The 21,694-nt window shown below is 66.6% G+C and carries 18 protein-coding genes; 5 read left to right on the top strand and 13 right to left on the bottom strand.

Translation table 11 applies throughout. The features are described 5' to 3' along the window. Nucleotides 1-91: 91 nt before the first annotated feature. On the bottom strand, nucleotides 92-2,536 hold the full coding sequence (gyrB, locus tag ACK4SV_RS02290) for a DNA topoisomerase (ATP-hydrolyzing) subunit B (protein WP_409916173.1): 2,445 nt from the start codon (nucleotides 2,534-2,536) through the stop codon (nucleotides 92-94). Between the two features lie 172 nt (nucleotides 2,537-2,708). Next, the gene (locus ACK4SV_RS02285) at nucleotides 2,709-4,862 is read right to left on the bottom strand and encodes a DEAD/DEAH box helicase (RefSeq protein ID WP_409916172.1); all 2,154 of its coding nucleotides are present in this window, start codon (nucleotides 4,860-4,862) and stop codon (nucleotides 2,709-2,711) included. Between the two features lie 125 nt (nucleotides 4,863-4,987). Here ACK4SV_RS02285 and hemN point away from each other — a divergent pair, with 125 nt between their 5' ends. Beyond that, nucleotides 4,988-6,340 (top strand): oxygen-independent coproporphyrinogen III oxidase, encoded by a 1,353-nt coding sequence (hemN, locus tag ACK4SV_RS02280; RefSeq protein ID WP_409916171.1) that lies wholly within the window; start codon nucleotides 4,988-4,990, stop codon nucleotides 6,338-6,340. 104 nt (nucleotides 6,341-6,444) lie between these two features. On the opposite strand, the gene fghA is transcribed toward hemN, so the two are convergent. Genes fghA through ACK4SV_RS02260 form a run of 4 tightly spaced genes read right to left on the bottom strand, consistent with a single transcriptional unit; the run spans nucleotide 6,445 to nucleotide 9,138 of the window. Then, the gene (gene fghA / locus ACK4SV_RS02275) at nucleotides 6,445-7,287 is read right to left on the bottom strand and encodes an S-formylglutathione hydrolase (protein ID WP_409916170.1); all 843 of its coding nucleotides are present in this window, start codon (nucleotides 7,285-7,287) and stop codon (nucleotides 6,445-6,447) included. After that, on the bottom strand, nucleotides 7,284-7,601 hold the full coding sequence (locus ACK4SV_RS02270) for a hypothetical protein (protein WP_409916169.1): 318 nt from the start codon (nucleotides 7,599-7,601) through the stop codon (nucleotides 7,284-7,286). The genes fghA and ACK4SV_RS02270 overlap by 4 nt, the downstream gene beginning before the upstream one ends. Before the next feature lie 25 nt (nucleotides 7,602-7,626). Further along, a complete protein-coding gene (locus ACK4SV_RS02265) occupies nucleotides 7,627-8,004 on the bottom strand; it encodes a VOC family protein (RefSeq protein WP_409916168.1) in 378 nt (125 codons plus the stop codon). A 27-nt stretch (nucleotides 8,005-8,031) separates the two neighbouring features. Then, nucleotides 8,032-9,138, bottom strand: coding sequence for an S-(hydroxymethyl)glutathione dehydrogenase/class III alcohol dehydrogenase (locus ACK4SV_RS02260; protein WP_409916167.1), 1,107 nt, complete (start codon nucleotides 9,136-9,138; stop codon nucleotides 8,032-8,034). A 157-nt stretch (nucleotides 9,139-9,295) separates the two neighbouring features. Here ACK4SV_RS02260 and ACK4SV_RS02255 point away from each other — a divergent pair, with 157 nt between their 5' ends. Both ACK4SV_RS02255 and ACK4SV_RS02250 read left to right on the top strand, forming a co-directional pair. Then, a complete protein-coding gene (locus ACK4SV_RS02255) occupies nucleotides 9,296-10,447 on the top strand; it encodes an Acg family FMN-binding oxidoreductase (RefSeq protein WP_409916166.1) in 1,152 nt (383 codons plus the stop codon). Then, nucleotides 10,447-10,917, top strand: coding sequence for a MarR family winged helix-turn-helix transcriptional regulator (locus tag ACK4SV_RS02250; RefSeq protein ID WP_409916165.1), 471 nt, complete (start codon nucleotides 10,447-10,449; stop codon nucleotides 10,915-10,917). The genes ACK4SV_RS02255 and ACK4SV_RS02250 overlap by 1 nt, the downstream gene beginning before the upstream one ends. Nucleotides 10,918-11,080: 163 nt before the next feature. Here ACK4SV_RS02250 and recF read toward each other — a convergent pair whose 3' ends face one another. From recF to ACK4SV_RS02225, 5 genes are all read right to left on the bottom strand, one after another. Then, complete coding sequence (recF, locus tag ACK4SV_RS02245) at nucleotides 11,081-12,196, bottom strand: DNA replication/repair protein RecF (RefSeq protein ID WP_409916164.1); 1,116 nt, start codon at nucleotides 12,194-12,196, stop codon at nucleotides 11,081-11,083. Between the two features lie 58 nt (nucleotides 12,197-12,254). Next, the gene (dnaN, locus tag ACK4SV_RS02240) at nucleotides 12,255-13,376 is read right to left on the bottom strand and encodes a DNA polymerase III subunit beta (protein ID WP_409916163.1); all 1,122 of its coding nucleotides are present in this window, start codon (nucleotides 13,374-13,376) and stop codon (nucleotides 12,255-12,257) included. A 280-nt stretch (nucleotides 13,377-13,656) separates the two neighbouring features. Then, nucleotides 13,657-15,117: a chromosomal replication initiator protein DnaA gene (locus ACK4SV_RS02235; protein ID WP_409916162.1), complete on the bottom strand. Its 1,461-nt coding sequence runs from the start codon at nucleotides 15,115-15,117 to the stop codon at nucleotides 13,657-13,659. A 714-nt stretch (nucleotides 15,118-15,831) separates the two neighbouring features. After that, a complete protein-coding gene (gene rpsT / locus ACK4SV_RS02230; protein ID WP_409916161.1) occupies nucleotides 15,832-16,095 on the bottom strand; it encodes a 30S ribosomal protein S20 in 264 nt (87 codons plus the stop codon). Nucleotides 16,096-16,212: 117 nt separating this feature from the next. Continuing rightward, nucleotides 16,213-16,995 carry an enoyl-CoA hydratase gene (locus ACK4SV_RS02225; protein ID WP_409916160.1) on the bottom strand — a complete coding sequence of 261 codons (783 nt, stop codon included), beginning with the start codon at nucleotides 16,993-16,995 and terminating at the stop codon, nucleotides 16,213-16,215. Between the two features lie 278 nt (nucleotides 16,996-17,273). On the opposite strand from ACK4SV_RS02225, the gene ACK4SV_RS02220 reads away from it, so the two are divergent. After that, nucleotides 17,274-18,626 (top strand): ABC1 kinase family protein, encoded by a 1,353-nt coding sequence (locus tag ACK4SV_RS02220; RefSeq protein ID WP_409916322.1) that lies wholly within the window; start codon nucleotides 17,274-17,276, stop codon nucleotides 18,624-18,626. A gap of 299 nt (nucleotides 18,627-18,925) precedes the next feature. On the opposite strand, the gene ACK4SV_RS02215 is transcribed toward ACK4SV_RS02220, so the two are convergent. Next, nucleotides 18,926-19,717, bottom strand: coding sequence for a hypothetical protein (locus ACK4SV_RS02215; protein ID WP_409916159.1), 792 nt, complete (start codon nucleotides 19,715-19,717; stop codon nucleotides 18,926-18,928). Nucleotides 19,718-19,790: 73 nt separating this feature from the next. On the opposite strand from ACK4SV_RS02215, the gene ACK4SV_RS02210 reads away from it, so the two are divergent. Beyond that, entirely contained in the window at nucleotides 19,791-20,264 is a 474-nt protein-coding gene (locus tag ACK4SV_RS02210) for a PaaI family thioesterase (RefSeq protein WP_409916158.1), read from the top strand. On the opposite strand, the gene chrA is transcribed toward ACK4SV_RS02210, so the two are convergent. Next, nucleotides 20,265-21,560, bottom strand: a complete 1,296-nt coding sequence (chrA, locus tag ACK4SV_RS02205) for a chromate efflux transporter (RefSeq protein WP_409916157.1) — start codon at nucleotides 21,558-21,560, stop codon at nucleotides 20,265-20,267. Between the last annotated feature and the right edge of the window lie 134 nt (nucleotides 21,561-21,694).

The raw sequence follows: 21,694 nt of genomic DNA, 5'->3' as shown, positions 1-21,694 counted from the left end.
CGGGCCCCTCCTCTCCCGCAAGCGGGAGAGGGGTTAAGGGTGAGCGCCGCTGACCCCTCTCCGCCCGGCAGAGGAGGGGCTTCAGCGCGGGCTAGACATCCACTTCAGCTTCCAGCGCGAACTCCTCGATGAATTCGCGGCGGGGTTCGACGATGTCGCCCATCAGGCGGGTGAAGAGTTCGTCGGCCTCGCCGGCATGTTCGACCTTCACTTGCAGCAGAGTGCGGGCGTTGGCGTCCAGCGTGGTTTCCCAGAGCTGGCCCGCATTCATCTCTCCGAGGCCCTTGTAGCGCTGGATCTTCAGGCCCTTGCGGCCGGAATCGAGGACGGCATTCAGGAGGGTCGATGGTCCGTGTACGGCCACTTCGCCGCCTTTTTCCTGGCGCAGGATGGCGGGCGCCTCATAGGTCTCGCGCAAGGCATCGGCGCGCTCGGACAGGCGAAGCGCATCCTGGCTGGCAATCAGCGCGGGCGGCAGCACGGCGGTCTCGTCCACGCCGCGAACCGTCCGTTGAAGGACGAGGGCGCCTTCCACGAAGCGGCCGGCCCAGTTGTCTTCGCCTTCCTCGGCGAGGCGGTTCAGCCGCTCGGCCGTGCGGGCGGCTTCGGCTTCGCCGGCGCCGGCCTTCAGCGCGCCGGAGAGGGCTGCATGTTCGATCAGGTCGGCGGGCGCGCGCAGGGCGAGGCGTTTGAGGCTCGCCCGGAAGCTCGCCGCCTGGCGCACCATGGCGCGCAGGTCCGCGCCGGCAATCTGCGTGCTGTCGGCAAGGATCAGCGTCTCGCCGCTCGTGCCTTCCTCGATCAGGTAGGCTTCCAGCTCGCTATCGTCCTTGACATAGCGTTCGGAGCGCCCGCGCGTCACCTTGTAGAGCGGCGGCTGGGCGATGTAGAGATAGCCGCGTTCGATAATCTCCGGCATCTGACGATAGAAGAAGGTCAGGAGCAGCGTCCGGATATGGGCGCCGTCGACATCGGCGTCCGTCATGATGATGATCTTGTGATAGCGCAGCTTGTTGATGTCGAATTCGTCGCGCCCGATGCCGGCGCCGAGCGCCATGATCAGTGTACCGACCTGATCGGAGGACAGCATCTTGTCGAAGCGCGCGCGCTCCACATTCAGGATCTTGCCGCGCAGGGGCAGGATCGCCTGATTGTCGCGGCTGCGGCCTTGCTTCGCGCTGCCACCGGCCGAGTCACCCTCGACGATGAAGAGTTCGGATTTTGCCGGGTCCTTCTCCTGGCAATCGGCCAGCTTGCCGGGCAGGGAGGTGATGTCGAGCGCGGATTTGCGCCGCGTGAGTTCACGGGCCTTGCGGGCCGCTTCGCGCGCGGCGGCAGCCTCGATGATCTTTTCCATGATGATCTGGGCTTTTTTGGGGTTCTCCTCGAACCACTCGCCCAGCTTTTCGTTCACAAGGCTCTCGACCACCGGGCGCACCTCGGAGGAGACGAGCTTGTCTTTCGTCTGTGAACTGAATTTCGGGTCCGGCACCTTGACGGAGAGGACGCAGGTCAGCCCCTCGCGCGCATCATCGCCGGAAATCTCGACCTTGGATTTCTTCGCAATGCCGGTCTCGTTCGCATATTTGTTGATGATCCGCGTCAGCGCCCCGCGGAAACCGGCAAGGTGGGTGCCGCCATCGCGCTGGGGGATGTTGTTGGTGAAGCAGAGGACGGATTCGTGATAGCTGTCGGTCCATTCGAGGGCGGCCTCGACCGTGATGCCGTCCTTCTCGCCGATGACATAGATCGGTTCACCGATCAGTGAATTCTTCTGCCGGTCGATATGCTGGACGAAGGCCTTCACGCCGCCCTCATATTCCAGCACTATCTCATACGGCTCTGCATCGCGCTCATCGCGGAAGATGATCCGTACACCGCTGTTCAGGAAGGCGAGCTCGCGCAGGCGGTGTTCCAGCGTCTTGCGGTCATAATCGGTTTTCGTGAACGTCTTCGGGCTGGCCAGAAAGCGCACGGCGGTGCCGGTATAGAGCTTTCCATTCTCGCGCTTCGGGGAAGGCCCGCGCGTCTCCAGCGGCGCCTCTACGCGGCCGCCATCGATGAAGCGTACGAAATGCTCCTTGCCCTCGCGGTGGATCGTCAGCTCGAGCCAGTCGGACAGGGCGTTGACGACCGACACGCCGACCCCATGAAGCCCGCCGGAGACCTTGTAGGAATTCTGGTCGAATTTGCCGCCGGCATGCAGCTGCGTCATGATCACTTCGGCCGCAGAGACGCCCTCGCTCGGGTGCATGCCGACCGGAATGCCGCGGCCATTGTCGGTGATCTCCGCCGAGCCGTCCGGATACAGAGTAACCGTTACGCGGTCTGCATGGCCGGCGAGGGCCTCGTCGATGGCGTTGTCGACCACTTCGTAGATCATGTGGTGCAGGCCGGAGCCGTCATCGGTGTCGCCGATATACATGCCCGGGCGTTTGCGCACGGCGTCAAGGCCCTTTAGGACCTTGATCGAACCCGCGCCATACTCGCCTTCGCCGCCCTCGCCGGGGGCTTCGGGGGTCATCTCTTCGGACATGGAAAACGCTTTCTCGATGATTCGCAGAATACCCCTGAAATATAGGGGATTTCCGGCCGTTAGGGAACCGAAACGGCTATCATTTAGCAGTGCCGGGCGCGGCCCGGAAAGGCGTTATTTAACAGGGCTCTAGGGTGCTGACTTCGGCCCCGGAGCGTCCCAGTGCGGCGGCCTAGCCGCGCGGCTTCTTCAGGCCCTGGAAGGTCTTCGGTTTTGCGCCCTTGCCGCCGGCCGGTTGCCCGCCGGAGCCGGGCTTTCCATAGGCCTTTCCGGCGCCCTTTGCGAGGCCTTTTCCGGGGCCTTTGGAGGCGGGCTTGCCCGCCCCTTTGGCGCCTGCCCAGGGGGCCTTGCCGGGCCGCTCGCGCGTTTCGCCGCCGCCTGCCTCGAAGCTCGTGTCATAGCGCTTGCCACCGGGTTTGCCTGCGGGTTTGCTCGCAGGTTTTCCGGGGCGGGGCGGGGGGCCCGCAGGGTTCCAGTCGGATTTGCCGTCCGGGCGGCGTTCAGGACGTTCTGCGCGCTCGGGGCGCTCGTGACGCTCCGGGCGCGGCGCGCGCCGGGCGGGCGGGGCGCCGGCATCTTCCGCCTCCGGAATACCCTCGATGGGGAAGGCCTGCAGGCTGCCTTCGAGGCGGCCATTGCCGGTCGTCTCGAACAGGCGCTCGGCGCCTTCGCGCGTCAGCTCCACATGGGTGTTGCCGGTATTGACGCGGATCTGGCCGATCTCGTCGCGGCTGAGCCCGCCGGCCTTGCACAGCATCGGCAAGAGCCATTTGGGGTCGGCATTCTTCTTGCGCCCGACATTCAGCGCGATCCACACTGCGTCCGGAAAGCCTTCGCGCGGGGCCCGCGCAGGCCGTGCGCCCTCGCGCGGCTCACGCGGCGGTCTTGGTTCTCTGTCTTCTCGTGGCTCACGCGCCTCGCGCAGGGGACGCTCCCGGGGCGGACGATCCGCCCACGGCCGGTCGCCGCGCTCCTCACGCGGGCGGCGGGGCGCGCGGTCTTCCACTTCGCGCAAATCCTCCGGCGCCGAGCGCCCGGCCCGCGCCTTTCGGATGAGGGCTGTCGCCAGCTGTTCCGGTGTGCGCTCTGCCAGCAGGCGCGCCACGAGGGCGGCTTCCCGCTCATTGGGTTCTCCGGCGAGTTCCGGGTCTGCGAGCAGGCGTTCGTCATCGCGCGCCGTCACTTCATCGGCTGAAGGCGGGCGGCCCCAGCGCGCGTTGACTTTCGCATCCATCAGCAGGCGCTCCACCCGCCGGCGGGCCTTGGGCGCAACAATCAGCGTACTGATGCCCTTTCGCCCGGCGCGGCCTGTGCGGCCGGAGCGGTGCAGCAGCGTTGCCGCATCGCGCGGCAGGTCTGCATGGATCACAAGGTCGAGCTTCGGCAGGTCCAGCCCGCGCGCGGCCACATCTGTCGCGATGCACACGCGCGCCCGGCCTGAGCGCAGGGATTGCAGGGCGTTCGTCCGCTCCTTCTGGCTGAGCTCGCCCGACAGCGCCACCACGGTGAAGCCGCGATTGCCGAGCCGCGCCACGAGATGGTTCACAGACGCCCGCGTGGAGCAGAAGACGATGGCGCTTTCGGTATCGGAATGGCGCACGATGTTGACGATGGCGTTTTCCTCGTCGCCCGGGGCGACCAGAAGGGCGTCATAGGCAATGTCGGTATGCGCCGCTGTTTCACCGGCGGTGGTGATGCGCAGGGCGTCGCGCTGGTAGCGCTCGGCCAGCGCGGCGATGCCGCGCGGTACGGTGGCGGAGAACATCAGCGTACGGCGTGTTTCCGGAATGTCTTCCAGGATGTGTTCCAGCTCCTCGCGGAAGCCGAGGTCCAGCATCTCGTCGGCCTCGTCCAGAACCACGGCGCGGATGGCGGAAGTGTCCAGCGAGCCCCGGTCGATATGGTCGGAGAGCCGCCCTGGCGTCCCCACCACGATATGCGCGCCCCGGTCCAGCGCGCGGCGTTCATCGCGCATGTCCATGCCGCCCACGCAGGTGGCGATCTGCGCGCCGGCCTTGGCATAGAGCCAGGTCAGCTCGCGCGAGACCTGCATCGCGAGTTCCCGTGTCGGGGCGATGACAAGGCCGAGCGGGCGGGCCGCGCGCGTGAAGCCGTCTTCCCCGCCGAGGAGTTCGTCTGCAATCGCAAGACCGAAGGCCACCGTCTTGCCCGAGCCCGTGCGCGCGGAGACGAGCAGGTCGCGCCCCGCCAGTTCGGGCTGGATCGCGGCGGCCTGAACCTCGGTCAGGGTGTCATAGCCGCGCTCGGCCAGGGCAGCGGCCAAAGCGGGGGGAAGGGCGGCAGGAAGGTCGGCAGGCAGGGTCATCGGGTCGTCTTTCGGGCGTCAAACCGCGCCCTTTGGCACGTTTCAGGGCTTCCGGCTATGGCGGAGCGCTGCCTAAGGGAAACTCCGTACAGTGCGGGGCCGGCAGGGATGGTAGCGGACGTTGTATGAAAGACGCCTGGATCCCCTACGCCCTGCAGCCCGTGCCGCGCTATACGAGCTATCCGACGGCGGCTGATTTTTCCCCGGTAGTGGGCGTGGGCGAGGCGGCCGACTGGCTGCGCGGCGTGCCGCCGGATGAGGCGATTTCGGCCTATGTGCACATTCCCTTCTGCGAAAAGCTCTGCTGGTATTGCGGCTGCGCGACCAGCGTGCCCAACGGCTATGCGCGCGTCGCGGACTATGTGGAGCTGCTGATCGGGGAGATCCGCCTGAAGGCGCGCGCGACCGGTAACCATGGCGGTATTGGCCACCTCCACTTTGGCGGCGGCACGCCCAACAGCCTGATCGCGGAGGATCTTCAGCGCGTCATCGCTGCACTGCGCGAAGCCTTCGGCATCCGCCCCGGCGCGGAGATCGCGATTGAGCTTGATCCGCGCACGATGCAGGACGGGCAGGTGGCCGCGATGGCGGCGGCCGGCGTGACGCGCGCGAGCCTCGGCGTGCAGACGCTGGCCCCGAAGGTGCAGGCCGCGGTCAACCGTATCCAGCCGCCGGAGATGATCGAGGCCCTGGTGCGGGACCTGCGCGGCGCCGGCATCTCTGCCCTCAACATGGACCTGATGTATGGCCTGCCCTATCAGACCACGGAGGATGCGGCAGATGCGGCGCGCTTTGCTGCGTCCATGGGCGCGGCGCGGGTGTCGCTGTTCGGCTATGCGCATGTGCCGTGGTTTGCGAAGCATCAGCGCGCGATTGATGAGGCGGCCCTGCCGGGGCTGGAGGCCCGGTTTGCGCAGGCCGAAGCCGCGTCGGCTGCGCTGCTCGCTGCCGGTTACCGGCCCATCGGCCTCGATCATTTCGCGCGGGAGGATGATCCGCTTGCCCGGGCCGCAGCCGAAGGGAGGCTGCGCCGGAATTTCCAGGGGTATACGGACGATCCGCACGAGACGCTGATCGCCTTCGGCGCCACCGCCATTTCGCAGTTCCGGGAAGGCTATGTGCAGAACCTGAAGGATCGCAAGGCATGGGGCGAGGCGGTCAAGGCTGGCCGCCTGCCGGCGGAGCGCGGCATTTCCCTGATGGCGGACGACCGGTTGCGCGCCCGCGCGATCGAGCGGCTGATGTGCGAGATGAGCGTGGACGTTCGCGCGGTCTGCGCCGAGATGGGCGCTGCGCCGGAGGCGCTGGACGGCGCGCTGGATGCTGCCGCCCCGCTGGCGCGGGACGGGCTCTGCGCGGTGTCGCCCGGCTGTATCACGGTGCCGGAAGAGGCGCGCCTCTTCCTGCGCACGGTCGCCCGCTGCTTCGATGCGCGCCAGCCTGCGAGCCTTGAAGGGCGCCACGCGAAGGCTGTTTGAAGCGGCGTTCCGAAAAGTGGGAACCGGTTTTCGGAAAAACGCCGCGACAACGAAAAGACCAGGAGCACCGGGCTGATTCAGTGAATCAGCCCGATGTTCCAGCTTCAGGCTTTCAACGCCTTTGCATGATGGGCGACATGCTCGCCCATGAAAGTGGCGATGAAATAATAATCGTGGCCATAGCCCTCGCGCATCCGGTAATCGAGGCGCTGGCCATGGCGCTCGCACGCCTCGATGAAGATTTCGGGCTTCAGTTCCTTTTCGAGGAAACTGTCCGCCGTGCCTGTATCCACCAGGATCAGAGCGGGCGACTGGCGCTCCTTCACAAGCTCGGTGGAATCATACGCCTCCCAGTGCACCGAGAGGGGGCCGAGATAGGCCGTGAACGCCTTCTGGCCCCAGGGCACGCGGGCGGGGGAGGTGATCGGCGAGAAGGCGGAGCAGGAGCGGTAGCGGTCCTTGTGTTTCAGGTGCAGCGTGATGGCGCCGTGCCCGCCCATCGAATGGCCGAAGATGCCCTGCCGGGCCATGTCGGCGGGGAAGTTTGCGGCGATGAGGCCGGGCAGCTCATCGGTGATATACTGGTCCATCCTGTAATGCTCCGCCCACGGGGCTTCTGTGGCGGTCAGGTAGAAGCCGGCGCCCTGGCCAAGGTCGTAGGCCGGATCATCGGGCATATGGTCTCCGCGCGGGCTCGTGTCCGGCGCAATGATCATCAGCCCATGCTCGGCGGCGTATTGTTGCACGCCGGATTTTTCCATCATGTTGGCCCATGTGCAGGTGAGCCCCGACAGATACCACAGCACCGGCACCGGCCCGTCCTTCGCCTGCGGCGGGGTGTAAACGGCAAACCGCATCGTGCAGCCGAGGAGCGCGCTTTCATGGTCGTGTACGGAGAGTGTGCCGCCAAAGGATTTCCAGGAGGAGACGGGGTTAAGGGTGGTCATTTGGCTAATTCTCCTTTTATTGCCGGCCGGGGCCGGGGAAAGGACACCGCAAACCTGTCCTCGATATAGCCCTCATCGGGCGCGTTATGCGGGGCTCCGTGGTCGGCAAAATAGGCGAGGCCTGGCCAGGCCGCCTCGATCTCGGCGCGGAAGTCCGGGGCCAGCGGGGCGTCCATATGTGCCACCAGCGCCTTGGTCCAGTCGGCCAGCGAGGCCAGCCCCACGCCGCGCGTGATGGCGCGGTCCACGATCCAGCGGATCGCGGCGGATTTGATCCGTGTATGGTCGGGCGCGTCCGGTTCGTGAAAGCTCATTGGTCCGCACGCGCCCGGTTTGTCACTAGCCGCGGCAGAGCGCGCAGAGCTTGTTGCCGTCGGGGTCGCGCAGATAGGCGAGGTAGAGCCGCGAACCGGGGTTTTCGCGCCAGCCCGGCGGGTCTTCAATCGCGGTGCCACCGGCGGCGACGCCCGCCTTGTGCCAGGCATCGGCCTCCTCCGGAGACTTCATGGCAAAGCCGATCGTCATGCCATTGCCGCAGGTCGCCGGTTGGCCATCAATCGGCGGGGTGACGAGAAAGATGCCGCCATTGTGGATGTAGACGAGGCGGCCCTTGGGATCGGTAATCCCGGGATTACCGCCGGTCGCGCCGAACAGGGCGTCGTAAAACGCCTTCGATTTTCCGATGTCGTTCGAGCCGACCATCATGTGACTGTACATTGGTGTTTCCTCCTGTTTTGTCGTTGCTCAGTATACCACAACGCTGCGGATCGACTTGCCTTCATGCATCAAATCAAACGCGTCGTTGATCTTGTCCAGTGTCATCACATGCGTGATCATCGGGTCGATTTCGATCTTGCCGTTCATGTACCAGTCGACGATCTTGGGAACGTCCGTGCGGCCCTTGGCGCCGCCGAAGGCCGTGCCGCGCCAGTTGCGGCCGGTGACGAGCTGGAACGGCCGTGTGCTGATTTCCTTGCCGGCTTCGGCGACGCCGATGATGACGCTCGTGCCCCAGCCGCGATGGCAGCATTCCAGCGCCTGCCGCATCACGGTGGTATTGCCCGTGCAGTCAAAGGAATAATCCGCCCCGCCGCCCGTCAGCTCGACAATATGAGCCACCACATCGGCCACGTCCTTCGGATTGACGAAATGCGTCATGCCGAAGCGCCGGCCCCATTCCTCCTTGGACGGATTGATGTCGACGCCGACGATCATGTCCGCCCCCGCCATCTTCGCGCCCTGGATGACATTGAGCCCGATGCCGCCAAGACCGAAGACAACGACATTCTCGCCCACCTGAACCTTCGCCGTGTTGACGACCGCGCCAACACCTGTGGTGACGCCGCAGCCGACATAGCAGGCCTTATCGAAGGGCGCGTCCTCGCGGATCTTTGCCACCGCAATTTCCGGCAGAACGGTGAAGTTCGAAAAGGTGGAGCAGCCCATATAGTGGAACACCGGCTGACCCCTATAGGAGAAGCGCGAGGTGCCATCCGGCATCAGGCCCTTGCCTTGCGTCGCGCGAATGGCCGTACACAGATTGGTCTTGCCGGAGAGACAGCTTTTGCATTGCCGGCATTCGGGCGTGTAGAGCGGGATGACATGGTCGCCCGGCTTCACGCTGGTGACGCCCGCGCCCACCTCGCGCACGATGCCCGCGCCTTCATGGCCCAGCACGCTCGGGAAGATCCCCTCTGAATCCAGCCCGTCCAGCGTGTAGGCATCGGTATGGCAGATGCCGGTGGCCATGATCTCAACCAGCACTTCGCCGGCCTTTGGTCCTTCAAGGTCCAGTTCGACAATCTCGAGCGGCTTTTTGGCTTCAAAGGCAACGGCGGCGCGGGTTTTCATGGGGTTACTCCGTACAATTCTGGCGGGACCATAGGCCCATGGCGCGGCGCAATCCAGCCCTGACTTTGCGTCCCTTCGGGCGAGCGAGCCGGCAGCCCTGTTGACGACGGTTCGATTTCAAACTAAAAGGTTTGAAGTCAAACCAAAGGAGCCCGCCATGCCCTCCCGCCGCGCAATTCTCTCGCTCATCGGGGGCGGGGCCGTCCTCGCCGCCACGGCCGCGGGCGGCTTCGTCGCGCTGAACCAGCCAAGCCACGCGGCCCGCGCCGCCTGGCGGGAGGCGGGCCTGCCGCAGGAGGCGCGCCGCCGTTTCCTGTCCTTCGCGCTGCTCGCGCCCAACCCGCACAATATGCAGCCCTGGGCCGCGCGCCTCGAGGGCGATGACAGTCTCTCCCTGTATTGCGACCTGGATCGCCGCCTGCCGGAGACAGACCCCTTCGACCGGCAGACCCTGATCGGCCATGGCTGCTTCATGGAGCTGTTCGCCCTCGCTGCCGCGCAGGAAGGCTATGCGGCGGAGATCGACCTTTTCCCCGAAGGCGCGCCGGAGATGACCGCCCGGCTGGATGCGCGCCCTGTTGCGCGTGTGCGCCTGCGCGAAGGCGGCGCGACGCCCGATCCGCTCTTCGCCCATGTGCTCAGCCGGCGGACGAACCGGAATGCCTATGACGCGCGCGAGGTGCCGCCGGGCGCGCTCGCCGCCCTCGCCGCTGCGGGCGCATCCTATGGCATGACCGCCCACGCGATCGGGGAGGGGGAGACCGCCGCCGCGTTGCGCGATCTCACCTGGCGCGCGCATGAGGTGGAGGTGCTGACGCCCGCCACCTGGAAGGAAAGTCTCGATGTCATGCGCATCGGCGCCGGCGAAGTTGCGCGCCACCGCGACGGACTGTCATTGGAAGGCCCGATGCTCGGCGCGCTAAGCGCCGCAGGCATCCTGACGCGGGAGACGCTGGCCGACCCGTCGTCTCAGGCCTTCCGGCAGGGGCTCGACATGTATCGCCCGCTTGCGGCTTCCGCCCGCGCTTTCGCCTGGATCGCCAATGACGGGGCGAGCCGCGAGGGCGAGATTGCCGCCGGCCGCGCCTATATGCGCCTTGCCCTGACGGCTGAGGCGCTTGGCCTTGCGATCCATCCCTGGAGCCAGGCGCTGCAGGAATATGCCGAGATGGAGGCGCTTTATGAGGAGGTGCACGCCCTGATCGGCGGCGGCCAGCGCTTGCAGATGCTGGTGCGGGCGGGCTATGCCTCGCCTGTCGTGCCGGCGCCCCGGCGCGGTCTGTCTGCACTCTTTGATGGCGAGGCCTGATGCCCCGGAAACCCCCGCAAGACCGCGCCGGAGACGCCGCAATCTATTTCCGCCTGCTGAATGAAATCGGCATCATCGCACAGCTCTCGATGGCGCGGCTGGAGCGCGTGCTGCCGCATGGGCTGACCGTTGCGCAGTTCAGCCTGCTGAACCATTGCGTGCGCCTCGGCGATGGCTGGACGCCGGCGCGCCTTGCTGCCGCCTTTCAGGTCACGCGCGGTACGATGACGAATACGCTGCAGAAGCTCGAAGCCAAGGATTTCATCCGTACAGAAACGGACATGGCGGATGCGCGCTCGAAACATGTGTTCCTGACGCCCGCCGGCCGCGCGGCGCGCGAGGAGGCGCTCGCCCTGCTGGCGCCGGAGCTTGCCCGCCTGCCGGAAGCGCTGGCGCCGGGCGAGGCCGCCGCGCTGATCCCCCCGCTGGAGGCGCTCCGCACCTGGCTGGATGCGAACCGCCATGCCTGAAGCTGCAGGTTTGCTCCGGCATTGCGGCAGGCTCATCCTGAGCGAAGTCGAAGGACGAGCCGGGCCGTGGGGCAGTCCTGTTTGGCCCATCCTTCGACTTCGCTCAAGATGAGTACGGATGGTTTGAGGACGGATGGTATTGTGGGCGCAATCAGCGCACACCCTAATCGCCCACCACTTCCGCTGCGCCTTCGGTCACCAGTACGCGCTGGGCCCGCGCGCCGAAGGCTTCGAACAGGAAGGCTTCGGTACCGGTCAGCCAGGCCTGTCCTCCGAGGGCGGAGAGTTCATCGAACAGCGCGGCGCGCCGGTCCGGATCAAGATGGGCCGCCGCCTCATCGAGCAGCATGAGCGGGGCCGGGCCTGATCCGCCGGCGGACAAGGCCGTGGCCGAGGCCAGCATCAGGCCGATCAGCAGCGCTTTCTGCTGGCCGGTGGAGGCTTCGCCCGCGGGCGCCCCGGTCGGCCGGTGGATGACGCTGAGGTCTGAGCGGTGCGGCCCGCTCAGCGTGCGCCCGGCCGCAATGTCGCGCCGCCGCCCGCCGCGATAGCCGTCCACCAGCAGGTCAAAGATCGTGCGGAAATCCTCGCCCTTCAGCGCGGCGATCTCCGCTTCGCCTTCAAGGCTCAGATCCGCTTTCGGGAAATGGCCTTCCGGCCGGTCGTCTACTGCGCCCTGCAGCGCCTCGAGCACGATGGCGCGGTTGACCGCCATCTCCGCGCCGGCCTCGGCGAGGCGCGCCTCGATGGCGTCCGCCCAGGCCGGGTCCACATGCCCGCGCTCGATCAGCGCGTTGCGTTCGGAGAGCGCCTTTTCATAGCGCGCCGAGGCCCGGCCATGCGCGGGCAAATGCGCCAGAACGAGCCGGTCGAGGAAGCGCCGCCGGTCGCCCGCGCCGCCGCGGAACACCCCGTCCATCGCGGGTGTCAGCCAGACGAGGCGCACGCGCTCAGCCAGGTCGCCGGGGGCAGCCGGCGCGCCGTCGATCCGTACACTGCGCTTCGCCGTCCCGTTGCCTTCCAGGGCGACGGACACTTTCATCTCATCGTCCAGGACCGCCGCCAGCGCCCAGCCGCGCCCGGCATCGCGCCGCGTCATTTCCGATAATTGCGCGCTGCGCAGCCCGCGCCCGGGGCCCAGCTGGCTGACGGCTTCGAGGAGGTTCGTCTTGCCCGCGCCATTGGCGCCATAAAGGCACACATGCCGCCCATCGAGGCGCAGCGTCAGCCCCGCATAATTGCGGAAATCCGTCAGGCTGAGGCGGGTGAGGGCGGTCATCAGATGCTCCGCACACGGTGCAGCACCGGCGGCGCCGGATCGCTGCGGGCCGGCTTGCCTACACCCGGAGCGGCATCACCACATAGCGTGCCGAATCGTCTGCCGGGTCGAGGACGAGGGCGGGGGAGGCGGGGTCGTTGAACATGAATTCGGCTTCCGGCGCCTCGATCTGGCCGGCGATGTCCAGGAGGTATTTGGCGTTGAAGCCGATCTCCATCGGATCGGCCGAATATTCCGCCTCGATCTCCTCATTGCCGGCGCCGGTTTCGGCATGGTTCACTGCCAGCGTCAGGCGCCCATCGGCCATCGACAGTTTCACCGAGCGCGAGCGCTCCGCCGAGACGGTCGACACGCGGTCCACCGCTGCCTCGAAGGCCTTGTTGTCCACGGTCAGCTTCTTGTCGTTGCCCTTCGGGATGACGCGCGCATAGTCCGGGAACGATCCGTCGATCAGCTTGGAGGTGAGCGTGGCGCGGCCCGCGCGCAGGATGAATTTCGTGTCGGAAATCTCGATCTCGACTTCTTCGTCGATCCCGTCGATCAGGCGGCGCGCCTCGGCCACCGTCTTGCGCGGGATGATCACGCCGCTGAGCTTCTCGGCGCCCTTGGGGGCTTTCAGTTCGGCGAGTGCCAGCCTGTGGCCATCGGTTGCCACCGTGCGCAGCACCGTGTCGCCGGCCTCGCTCTTGGCGGCGTGCAGGTAGACGCCGTTGAGGTAATAGCGCGTCTCCTCGGTGGAGATCGCAAAGCGCGTCTTGTCGATCAGGCGGGCGAGGTCGCGCGCATGCAGGCGGAAGCCCACCGCGCCCTCATCCGGCGTCATCGTCTGGAAATCCGCCGCTGGCAGCGTCGGCAGCTCGAATTGCGAGCGCCCGGCGGTGATCGTCAGGCGCTGCGTCTCGGGGTTCAGCTCCAGCTGCACCTCGGCGCCGGATGGCAGCTTGCGCACCACATCGAACAGCGTGCCCGCCGGCGCGGTCACCGCCCCGGCCTTTGCGACGCGCGCGGTCGCGGCGTCCACCGCCTCGATGTCGAGATCGGTCGCGGTCAGTTTCAGCTCGCCCTTGGCCGCCTCGATCAGCACGTTCGACAGGATCGGAATGGTCGTGCGCCGCTCGACGATGTTCTGCACATGGCTGAGAGCGTCCAGAAGGTCTCCGCGTTCGATCGTCAGTTTCATCGTCTCATCCGTCCAGGCTGGGGGGCCGCCTCCGGCCCCGCAAGGGCATCATCCATCTGCAACTGTGAAGTCCCGGCCCTGCCGGCCGCAGGCGGTGGCAGGAATCGGCCCGCCTCCGGGCGGGAGCGGGCCGAAGACCCTTAACCAAACCGCCGCAAAAGCCAAGCGGCTCGTTTGCCACGCGCAGGGAAATCAACAGGCCGGGCAGGGGCACGGGCTGGGGCGACCCGTGCCGGGCACGCCCGGCTCAGGTCAAGTTCAGGCCCGGATCAGGCCAAGTTCAGGAATGACCGGCATCCAGGAGGTCGGCGATGGTTTCCTGCACGCGCTCCAGATCGGTTGCGAGGTCTGTATCGGTTTCGAGATTTCCGCGCAATTTCTCGAAAGAATACAAGACTGTGGTGTGATCCCGGCGGCCAAACGCACGGGCGATCTGCGGATAGGATTTCCGCGTCATCGTCCGGCAGAGGTACATCGCGATCTGGCGCGGATAGACGAAGCTGCGCGACTTGCTCGGCCCTTCCAGGTCGGCCTTGGCAATCGGGAACACTTTCAGCGTCGCGCGCTTGATCAGCTCGATCGAGGGTTCCTTCTGCTCGCCCGCATGGCGGCGGATGATCCGCTCCAGCATGTCCGGGGTCGGAGCCTGCTCGCCGAAGCCGGCCTCGGTGTAGAGGCTCCAGACCGCGCCGGTCAGCTCGCGCCCGGGGCCGCGGATACCGGAATTCAGCCGCTGCACCATCTCCGGCGTCAGCACGAAGGCGGGATGGGTTTCCGCGATGTGGGCGGCCAGCCGCTCGACGATCTCGCGCCGCATCCCGGCATCCGGCAGGCCGATCTCGATGGCGGTGGCGCCCTTGATCTCGTTGCGCATCCGCTCGCCGAAGCTGGACGCCTCGCCCGGGGCAGAATCGCTGACCAGCACGACCTGGCCGCCATGGCCGGTCACTTCCCGCAGGTTCTGGAACAGCTCGGCCTCGGTGCCCTTCAGCCCGGCGACCCGGTGCAGGTCATCGACCAGCAGCAGCGCGGCTGCGCGCAGGCGCTTTTTCAGCTCCGCTGTATCCTTGGCTTTCACGCCGTCGATATAGGCCGACATGAATTCCTCGGCTGTCAGGTAGACGACATGGCGGCCGGAATCTCGCCGGCGGGATTCATGGCGAAGGGCGTGCATCAGATGGGTCTTGCCGGTGCCCGGCGGGCCATAGATCAGCACGGTGGGCGTGCCGGTCGGCAGGCCGGCGGCGATACGCCGGGCCATCGTCGCGGCGATCTCGTTGGACGGGCCGGTCACCAGCGTGTCGAAGGTCATGCCCGGGCCGGCGCCATTGCCGCCCTCGCTGCCGGCTTCGCTCGAGTCGCCCGCTGCCGACATCTCGCCGGCCTGCTGGCTCCAGGGGTCGCCCGCCAGCTCGCGCAGCTCCGCCGTGGCATGGCGCCAGCAGATCAGCTTCAGCGGACGGGAGGCTGCGTCCAGCGCGCTCCACAATTTCTCGATCAGGCGCAGGTGCTGGTCGCTGACGCGGTCAAACGTCACCAGGTCGCGGGCGGCGAGCAGCATGGTGCCATCCTGCTCGGCCGCGAGGCGCAGATCGGCGATCCAGCGGCTGTATTCGGCCTCGCCCAGCCGGTCCTTGAGGGCATCCTGAACCAGTGCCCAGACCTTCTGCCCGGAAGTTTGTGCAGTCCCATCGCCTGAGGCCGGGCCTTGCGGCTGCCTTGGCGAAACGTTCTTACCCATTCGGTCCATCACCGAGCCCCGTTTCTGTTTATGTCTGCTCAATTCCGGCCGACTTGTGTACACGTCCCGGCAGGCCCCCGCCTGCAACACAAAAAACTCTGTACCGGGACTAATTCGGCCAGTGAGTTGAAGGTATTCGGCAGCGATTTTTCTGGCAAGTGCTACTTTTTCATGACAGCCGCATTTCCCGTGTTGACAGCGGGGTAGGCGGACGGGTCTGCGGGAAAAAACAAATGAGATTCATCTGATTGGGGAACTGCATATTTTTTTCCGTGAACAAGTCCTTACTTTTGTTCACATCTGTTCTGTCAATAAGGGGTCGCCCCTTCAGGCTGTGGAATAGTGCGTTTCGGTGCCGGTGTGGTCGAACTGGCAACACTGCGGCAGAGCGTCCCTTCAACACCTGTGGAATGATGGCCCGCTGGTCGTCAGCTGCCTTGACTCTACTGCAGTTTCCGCGTTCTTCTGACGGAACAAAACAGGCGGTCCTCCCTCCGCTCCCCGGAAATGTCAGGCACCCCGCGCTTGCCCTCGGCAGGCCCGGATGATCCGTGCCTCCAGCCATCCGTAAGGTAGACGTAGCGCCAGCTTTCAGTAGCCAAAACAAAAGCCGGACCCGATCAAATCGTGTCCGGCTTCAGCCATGTCTCTGGAAGGTGTCTGGCGGGTCTCTTGCAATCTCAGGGAGTGCAGGACCGTGCGCCGGCAGTGGGCTCAGCCCATCGCCTTGATGCGGGCCGACAGGCGCGAAACCTTGCGCGAGGCGGTGTTCTTGTGGGCGACGCCCTTGGTCACGGCGCGCATGATTTCCGGCTGCGCCACTTTCAGCGCTTCCTGGGCGGCGGACTTGTCGCCGGATGCGATCGCTTCCTCGACCTTGCGCACAAAGGTGCGCACGCGCGAACGGCGGGATTTGTTGACCTCGGTGCGGCGCTCAATCTTGCGCACCATTTTCTTGGCAGAGCGGGTATTTGCCATAACGAACTCCTGATGCCCTGCGGGCGGTCCCGCGAGCAGAAGGCGCGGGAATACATAAACGGCCCATCAGCGTCAACTGTCCTGATGCCGGAAAAGCAGCCTTCTGCCGCCCCGGTCTCAGCGGTCGCGGAAATGGGCGGTGCGCTTCTCCAGATACGCCGCCATCCCTTCTTTCTGGTCATCGGTGGCGAACAATGACTGGAACAGGCGCCGTTCCAGCAGGATGCCCTGCGAGAGCGGGGTCTCGAAGGCGGCATTGATCGCCTCCTTGGTCATCATTGCGGCGGCGCGCGGCATGGCCGCAATCGTGCGGGCAAGGTCCTTCGCCTCGGTCATCAGGTCGTCGGCCGGCACGATCCGGCTCACCAGCCCGCTGCGCTCGGCTTCCTCGGCGTCCATCAGCCGGCCGGTCAGGCACAGCTCCATCGCCTTTGCCTTGCCGATGGCCCGGGTCAGGCGCTGGGTGGCGCCCGCGCCCGGCATCACGCCGAGGCGGATCTCCGGCTGGCCGAAGCGCGCCGTGTCTGCCGCCAGGATAATGTCGCACATCATCGCCAGCTCGCACCCGCCGCCGACGGCATAGCCGCCCACCGCCGCGATCACGGGCTTCCTCGCCCGCGCCGCGCGTTCCCAGTTGCGGGTGATGAAGTCCTCATAAAAGGACTGCGGATAGGTCTTGGCCTGGATTTCCTTGACATCCGCCCCGCCGGAAAAGGCGCGCTTGGTGCCCGTCAGCACGATGCACTGCACGTCCTCATCCGCCTCGAACCGGTCGAAGGCGGAAGAAAGCTCGGTCATCATCTGCTCGGACAGCGCATTGAGGCTGTCCGGGCGGTTCATCTGGATCACCGCAAAGCCGTCTTCGGCATCGGTCTCCGTGATCAGGGTTTCATAGGCCATGGGCGGAAGGCTCTTTCAGGTCGGCGGCCGCGGGCAGGGGGACAGAAGCCGCGGCGCGGGAAAACGGGGTAAGGTGTCTGGCTCGGGAACGGGCGCCGGGAGGGCGCGCCGCCAAGGCCGGGTCTGTTCCGGCGATCAGTCGGCAGGATGCAGGGCGGGCCTCGGCAAATGTGGCAAACTCGCGGCGCTATACGCCAGCCTTGCCGTTTTGTCACGTCCGGGGCGCCATGCCGGCTGAATGCCTGTCCAAGACGCCCTGCGGCCTCTATATCCGCCGCATGTCAGATCCTTCCGATCCCGAGCGCAACCGCCTCTCCGGCCGCATTGCCCGCACCGCCAAGGTCGGCGCCAACCTGTCCGGCGCGGGGCTCACCTTTGCCGCCCAGTCGATCTTCGGCGGCGACAAGGGGGATGAGAAGATCGCAAAGGCCATGGCCGCCGCCCTCGGAAAGTCGAAGGGCCCGCTGATGAAGGTCGCCCAGATGGTCTCGACCGTCCCCGACCTCCTGCCGCCCGAATACGCCGCCGAATTCGCCAAGCTGCAGGCCGAGGCACCGGCGATGGGCTGGCCTTTCGTCAAGCGGCGGATGCGCGCCGAGCTGGGCCCGGACTGGGAGGCGAAGTTTGCGAGCTTCGGCCGCGAGGCTGCCCACGCCGCCTCTCTCGGCCAGGTCCATGACGCCGTGCTGCATGATGGCCGCCGCGTCGCCGCCAAGCTGCAATACCCGGAAATGTCGAGCGCGGTGGAATCCGATATCGGCCAGCTGCGCACCCTTCTGGGCCTGTTCAAACGCCTCGACGGCTCGATTGATGCCGACGAAATGGTCGAGGAAATCACCGACCGCCTGCGCGAGGAGCTCGATTACGAGCGGGAGCTGAAACACATGATCCTCTACCGGGACATGCTGTCAGACCGGCCCTTCATCACCTGTCCCGAACCGGTCGAAGACCTCTCCACCGCCCGCCTCATCACGATGACCTGGCTGGAGGGCGAACGCCTCCTCGCCTTCGAATCCGCCCCGCAGGAGACCCGCAACCGCATCGCCGAGATGCTGTTCTGGACCTGGTGGGCGCCGATGAACTCCTACGCCGTCATCCACGGCGACCCGCATCTCGGAAACTATCAGGTTACCGGCGGCGGGCAGGGGATCAACCTCCTCGACTTTGGCTGCGTGCGCATCTTCCCGCCGGCCTTCGTTGCGGGCGTGGTCGATCTCTACCGCGCCATGCTGCATGATGATTTCGACGCCGCCTATGCCGCCTATGAAGCCTGGGGCTTCCAGAACCTCTCGCGCGACCTGGTGGAGGTGCTGAATGTCTGGGCGCGCTTCATCTATGGCCCGATCATCGACGACCGGGTGCGGTCGGTCGCGGACGGCGTGAAGCCCTCCGAATATGGCCGCCGCGAAGCCTTCCGGGTGCGCCAGCTGCTCAAGGAAAAAGGCCCGGTGAAAATCCCGCGCGAGTTCGTCTTCATGGACCGCGCCGCCATCGGCCTCGGCGCCGCCTATCTGCGGCTGGGGGCAGAGATCAACTTCCACCGCCTGTTCGAGGAAAGCCTTGAAGGCTTCTCGGTCGAAACCGTCGCCGCCCGGCAGTCCGCAGCGCTGGCGAAGGCCGGCCTCGCCTGAACCCTCGGGCCACACAGTGGCATCAGTTCAGGGATCTGGATTGATGATGTGGGCCGGTGTTTTGAGGAGAGTCCGGAGAGCCCTCACCTCCCACCGCCTTCGGCGGCGGGCCCCTCCTCTCCCGCAAGCGGGAGAGGGGCCAGTTGTGCCCCCCTTAACCCCTCTCCCTCAGGGAGAGGCTGCGAGGGATCAGCGTTTGCATTGCAAACGCCCCGAGCAGGCCCCTTGCGCAGCAATGGGAGGTGAGGGCAGCGGCGGTGAGGATCGCGTGCGAACGCCGCGTACTATGCAACCAACCCCTAAGGCGCCACCCTCCGGCACCGCCCGGTATCGGTCTCGCAGTCGACCCGGTCGAGCGAGATCAGGTCGGCCAGCGGGTTCAGCGTCGAGGGGTCATCGGCCTTCAGGATCACCGAATAGGCCGGTCCCAGATTGTCCGCCTTGCGGAACAGCGACATCGCCGTGCCGGTGCACAGCGTCTGCGTCTCGCCCGCCTGCAGCGACACCGTGCCGAGCGCCGGCCCGTTCGCCACCCAGGCCCCGCGCGCATCATGCAGGCTGAGCAGGTAGCGCATCTTGCGGTTCGCGGTGTTGGTCACCTCGGCGCACACGTCGAGGTTCGGCGCGCCATTGCGGGCGCCCGTCAGCCGGGGCGTCACCCCGCTCATCTGCCCACCGGTCGTTGCGCCCGGATACAGCATCGCGCCGACGCGGGAATTGACTGCGCGGTAATAGGTGTACGCCTTCACCCGGCACGCCGTGTTGAGCCCTACGCGCTCCACGCCCGGAAATTCCTCATCGCAGGCCTGCTGCATGTCGCGCAGGAAATCGGCGTCGCACTTTCCCTGGTCCAGCGCGCTGGAACGGTAGCACGCATCATGGAACCGGCACGCCTCGAGGAACACGCCGTTCGGCACCGCTGCATCGAGTATCCCCCGCCCGCCGCAGGAATCCTCCGGCTGGCGCGCCGCCATCACCGCCGAACCCGCCATCGCGCTGTCGCGCGCCCTCGGCTCGGCGCCCACCGGCGCCGCCATCAGGGCGAGCAAAAGAAGAAGAGACGGTCCCACCACGCGTTTCATGGGCGCCATGCATTCCCGCCCCTTGCGGCAAATTGATGGCAGGCCTTGCTCCTTCCGGCCCCACAGGAGTAAGCCCGGCTGCATGACCGACGATTTCAATCGCTACCAGACGACCGAGCTGCCCGAGGGCTACACCCAGCTGGCCTGGCACCGGGGCTTTGGCCGCCAGATCGGCCCGCTGTTCGAGAAGCGCGAGAATGGCACGCTGATGCGCGCCTTCCGCGTCGAGGAATACCACACCAACGGGATGCTGAACGCCCATGGCGGCATGATGATGACCTTCGCCGACATGGCCTGGGGCGCAGCGGTGGAAAAGGATGACGACACCTGGTGGGTGACGGTCCGCCTCGTCTGCGACTTCCTCGCCGGCGCGCCGCTCGGCAGCTTCGTCGAAGGCGTGGGCAAGGTCGTCGGCCGGCAGGAGGATGTCTTCACCGTCGAAGGCCGCATCTGGACCGGCGACAAGCTGCTGATGCGCGGCACCGGCATCTTCAAGGTCATCGAGCGCCGCGTAGACGGCCCGCCAAAGTCAGAGCTGCGCGCCACTCCTTCCTGATTAGACAACGAGGCTCACCAGCCCCGCCAGCGCGCAGGCGATCACCACCAGCACGATATTCGCCTTGAAGCGGATCAGCGCCACCGCCGCCACCACCGCAATCGCCAGCGCCAGCAGGTCGAGCGACCCCGCCTGCGGCACACCGAGCTGCGTCCCCCAGGGCAGGGCCACCTCGGCAGTTTCCCGGAAAAGCACGGCAAAGCCGAACACCAGCGCCACCTTCGCGATGATGCCGAACACCGCCGCCGTGATTGCCGTCAGCGCGCCGGCTGCCATCCGGCTCCGCCGCAGCCCTTCAGAGAAAGGCGCGCCCGCAAAGATCCACACGAAAGACGGCGCAAAGGTGCACCAGCTCGCCATCAGCGCCGCGGCTGCCGCCAGCGCCAGCCCGCCGCCCTCGGCCTGCCAGCCGGCCATGAAGCCGACGAACTGGTTCACCAGCACCAGCGGCCCGGGCGTCGTCTCGGCAAGACCCAGCCCGTCGATCATCTGCGGCGCGCTCAGCCAGCCCTCGGCCTCCACCGCCTGCTGCTGAAGGTAAGCGAGCACGGTATAGGCCCCGCCAAAGGTCAGCACGGCGAGCTTGGAGAAGAACAGGCCGACCTTCGTCAGCACATGCTCCGGCCCCAGCGCCGTGAACGCCATCACCAGCGGCGCAAACCACACCGCGCCCCATCCCAGCGCTGCAGTCAGCGCCTTCGCCGCCCTCGGCTGCGGCAGCGCCTCGGTGCCCTCAACTGCTGGCAGGGCCTGCGGCGCCATGAAACTGCGCGCCAGGCCAATCGCGGCCGCCATCCCGATCACCAGCGGAAAGGGCAGCTGGAACAGGAACAGCCCCAGCAGCGCCGCCGCGGCCAGTGCCCAGTCGCTGCCCCGCTTCAGCGCCCGCTTGCCCACCTTGAACAAGGCTTCGAGGATAAAGCCGATCACCGCCGCCTTGACCCCGTAGAACAAGGCCGCCACCAGCGGCGCCGTTCCCCAGACCGCATAAAGCCAGGTCAGCGCAAACACGATCGCTGCCCCCGGCGCCACGAACAGCAGCCCGGCCACCACCCCGCCGGCCACGCCCTTCAGCCGCCAGCCCGCATAGGTCGCCAGCTGCTGCGCCTCCGGCCCCGGCAGCAACATGCAGTAGTTGAGCGCGTGCAGGTATTCGGCCTCGCTCAGCCAGCGCTTCTCGTCCACGAACACGCGGTGCATCAGCGCAATCTGCCCCGCCGGCCCGCCAAAGCCGAGACATCCGATCCGGAAACTCGCCGCCGCAAGGCTCGCAAGGGACGGGGAGGGGGCTGTCATGCCGGAACCCTCAGCCGATGTTGCCGGGTTCTGCAAGGCCCTCACCTCCCACCGCCTTCGGCGGCGGGCCCCTCCTCTCCCAGAGGGAGAGGGGTTAAGGGGGAGCTCCACTAACACCTCTCCCACAAAGTGGG

It is taken from the genome of Hyphomonas sp. (assembly GCF_046313735.1).
In the GTDB taxonomy this organism is placed as follows: Bacteria; Pseudomonadota; Alphaproteobacteria; order Caulobacterales; family Hyphomonadaceae; genus Hyphomonas.
Note: the sequence above shows the minus strand (reverse complement) of the source record. Positions and strands in the feature narration are given on the sequence as shown.

Bases quoted from the DNA above. Each gene is read 5' to 3' on its own strand.
- ACK4SV_RS02260 (WP_409916167.1), bottom strand. From the start codon at position 9,138: ATGAAAACCCGCGCCGCCGTTGCCTTTGAAGCCAAAAAGCCGCTCGAG.
- hemN (WP_409916171.1), top strand. From the start codon at position 4,988: ATGAAAGACGCCTGGATCCCCTACGCCCTGCAGCCCGTGCCGCGCTAT.
- fghA (WP_409916170.1), bottom strand. From the start codon at position 7,287: ATGACCACCCTTAACCCCGTCTCCTCCTGGAAATCCTTTGGCGGCACA.
- dnaN (WP_409916163.1), bottom strand. From the start codon at position 13,376: ATGAAACTGACGATCGAACGCGGAGACCTTCTGGACGCTCTCAGCCAT.
- ACK4SV_RS02285 (WP_409916172.1), bottom strand. From the start codon at position 4,862: ATGACCCTGCCTGCCGACCTTCCTGCCGCCCTTCCCCCCGCTTTGGCC.
- ACK4SV_RS02215 (WP_409916159.1), bottom strand. From the start codon at position 19,717: ATGGCGCCCATGAAACGCGTGGTGGGACCGTCTCTTCTTCTTTTGCTC.
- recF (WP_409916164.1), bottom strand. From the start codon at position 12,196: ATGACCGCCCTCACCCGCCTCAGCCTGACGGATTTCCGCAATTATGCG.
- ACK4SV_RS02235 (WP_409916162.1), bottom strand. From the start codon at position 15,117: ATGGGTAAGAACGTTTCGCCAAGGCAGCCGCAAGGCCCGGCCTCAGGC.
- ACK4SV_RS02225 (WP_409916160.1), bottom strand. From the start codon at position 16,995: ATGGCCTATGAAACCCTGATCACGGAGACCGATGCCGAAGACGGCTTT.
- ACK4SV_RS02250 (WP_409916165.1), top strand. From the start codon at position 10,447: ATGCCCCGGAAACCCCCGCAAGACCGCGCCGGAGACGCCGCAATCTAT.
- ACK4SV_RS02255 (WP_409916166.1), top strand. From the start codon at position 9,296: ATGCCCTCCCGCCGCGCAATTCTCTCGCTCATCGGGGGCGGGGCCGTC.
- chrA (WP_409916157.1), bottom strand. From the start codon at position 21,560: ATGACAGCCCCCTCCCCGTCCCTTGCGAGCCTTGCGGCGGCGAGTTTC.
- ACK4SV_RS02220 (WP_409916322.1), top strand. From the start codon at position 17,274: ATGTCAGATCCTTCCGATCCCGAGCGCAACCGCCTCTCCGGCCGCATT.
- ACK4SV_RS02265 (WP_409916168.1), bottom strand. From the start codon at position 8,004: ATGTACAGTCACATGATGGTCGGCTCGAACGACATCGGAAAATCGAAG.
- ACK4SV_RS02270 (WP_409916169.1), bottom strand. From the start codon at position 7,601: ATGAGCTTTCACGAACCGGACGCGCCCGACCATACACGGATCAAATCC.
- ACK4SV_RS02210 (WP_409916158.1), top strand. From the start codon at position 19,791: ATGACCGACGATTTCAATCGCTACCAGACGACCGAGCTGCCCGAGGGC.
- rpsT (WP_409916161.1), bottom strand. From the start codon at position 16,095: ATGGCAAATACCCGCTCTGCCAAGAAAATGGTGCGCAAGATTGAGCGC.
- gyrB (WP_409916173.1), bottom strand. From the start codon at position 2,536: ATGTCCGAAGAGATGACCCCCGAAGCCCCCGGCGAGGGCGGCGAAGGC.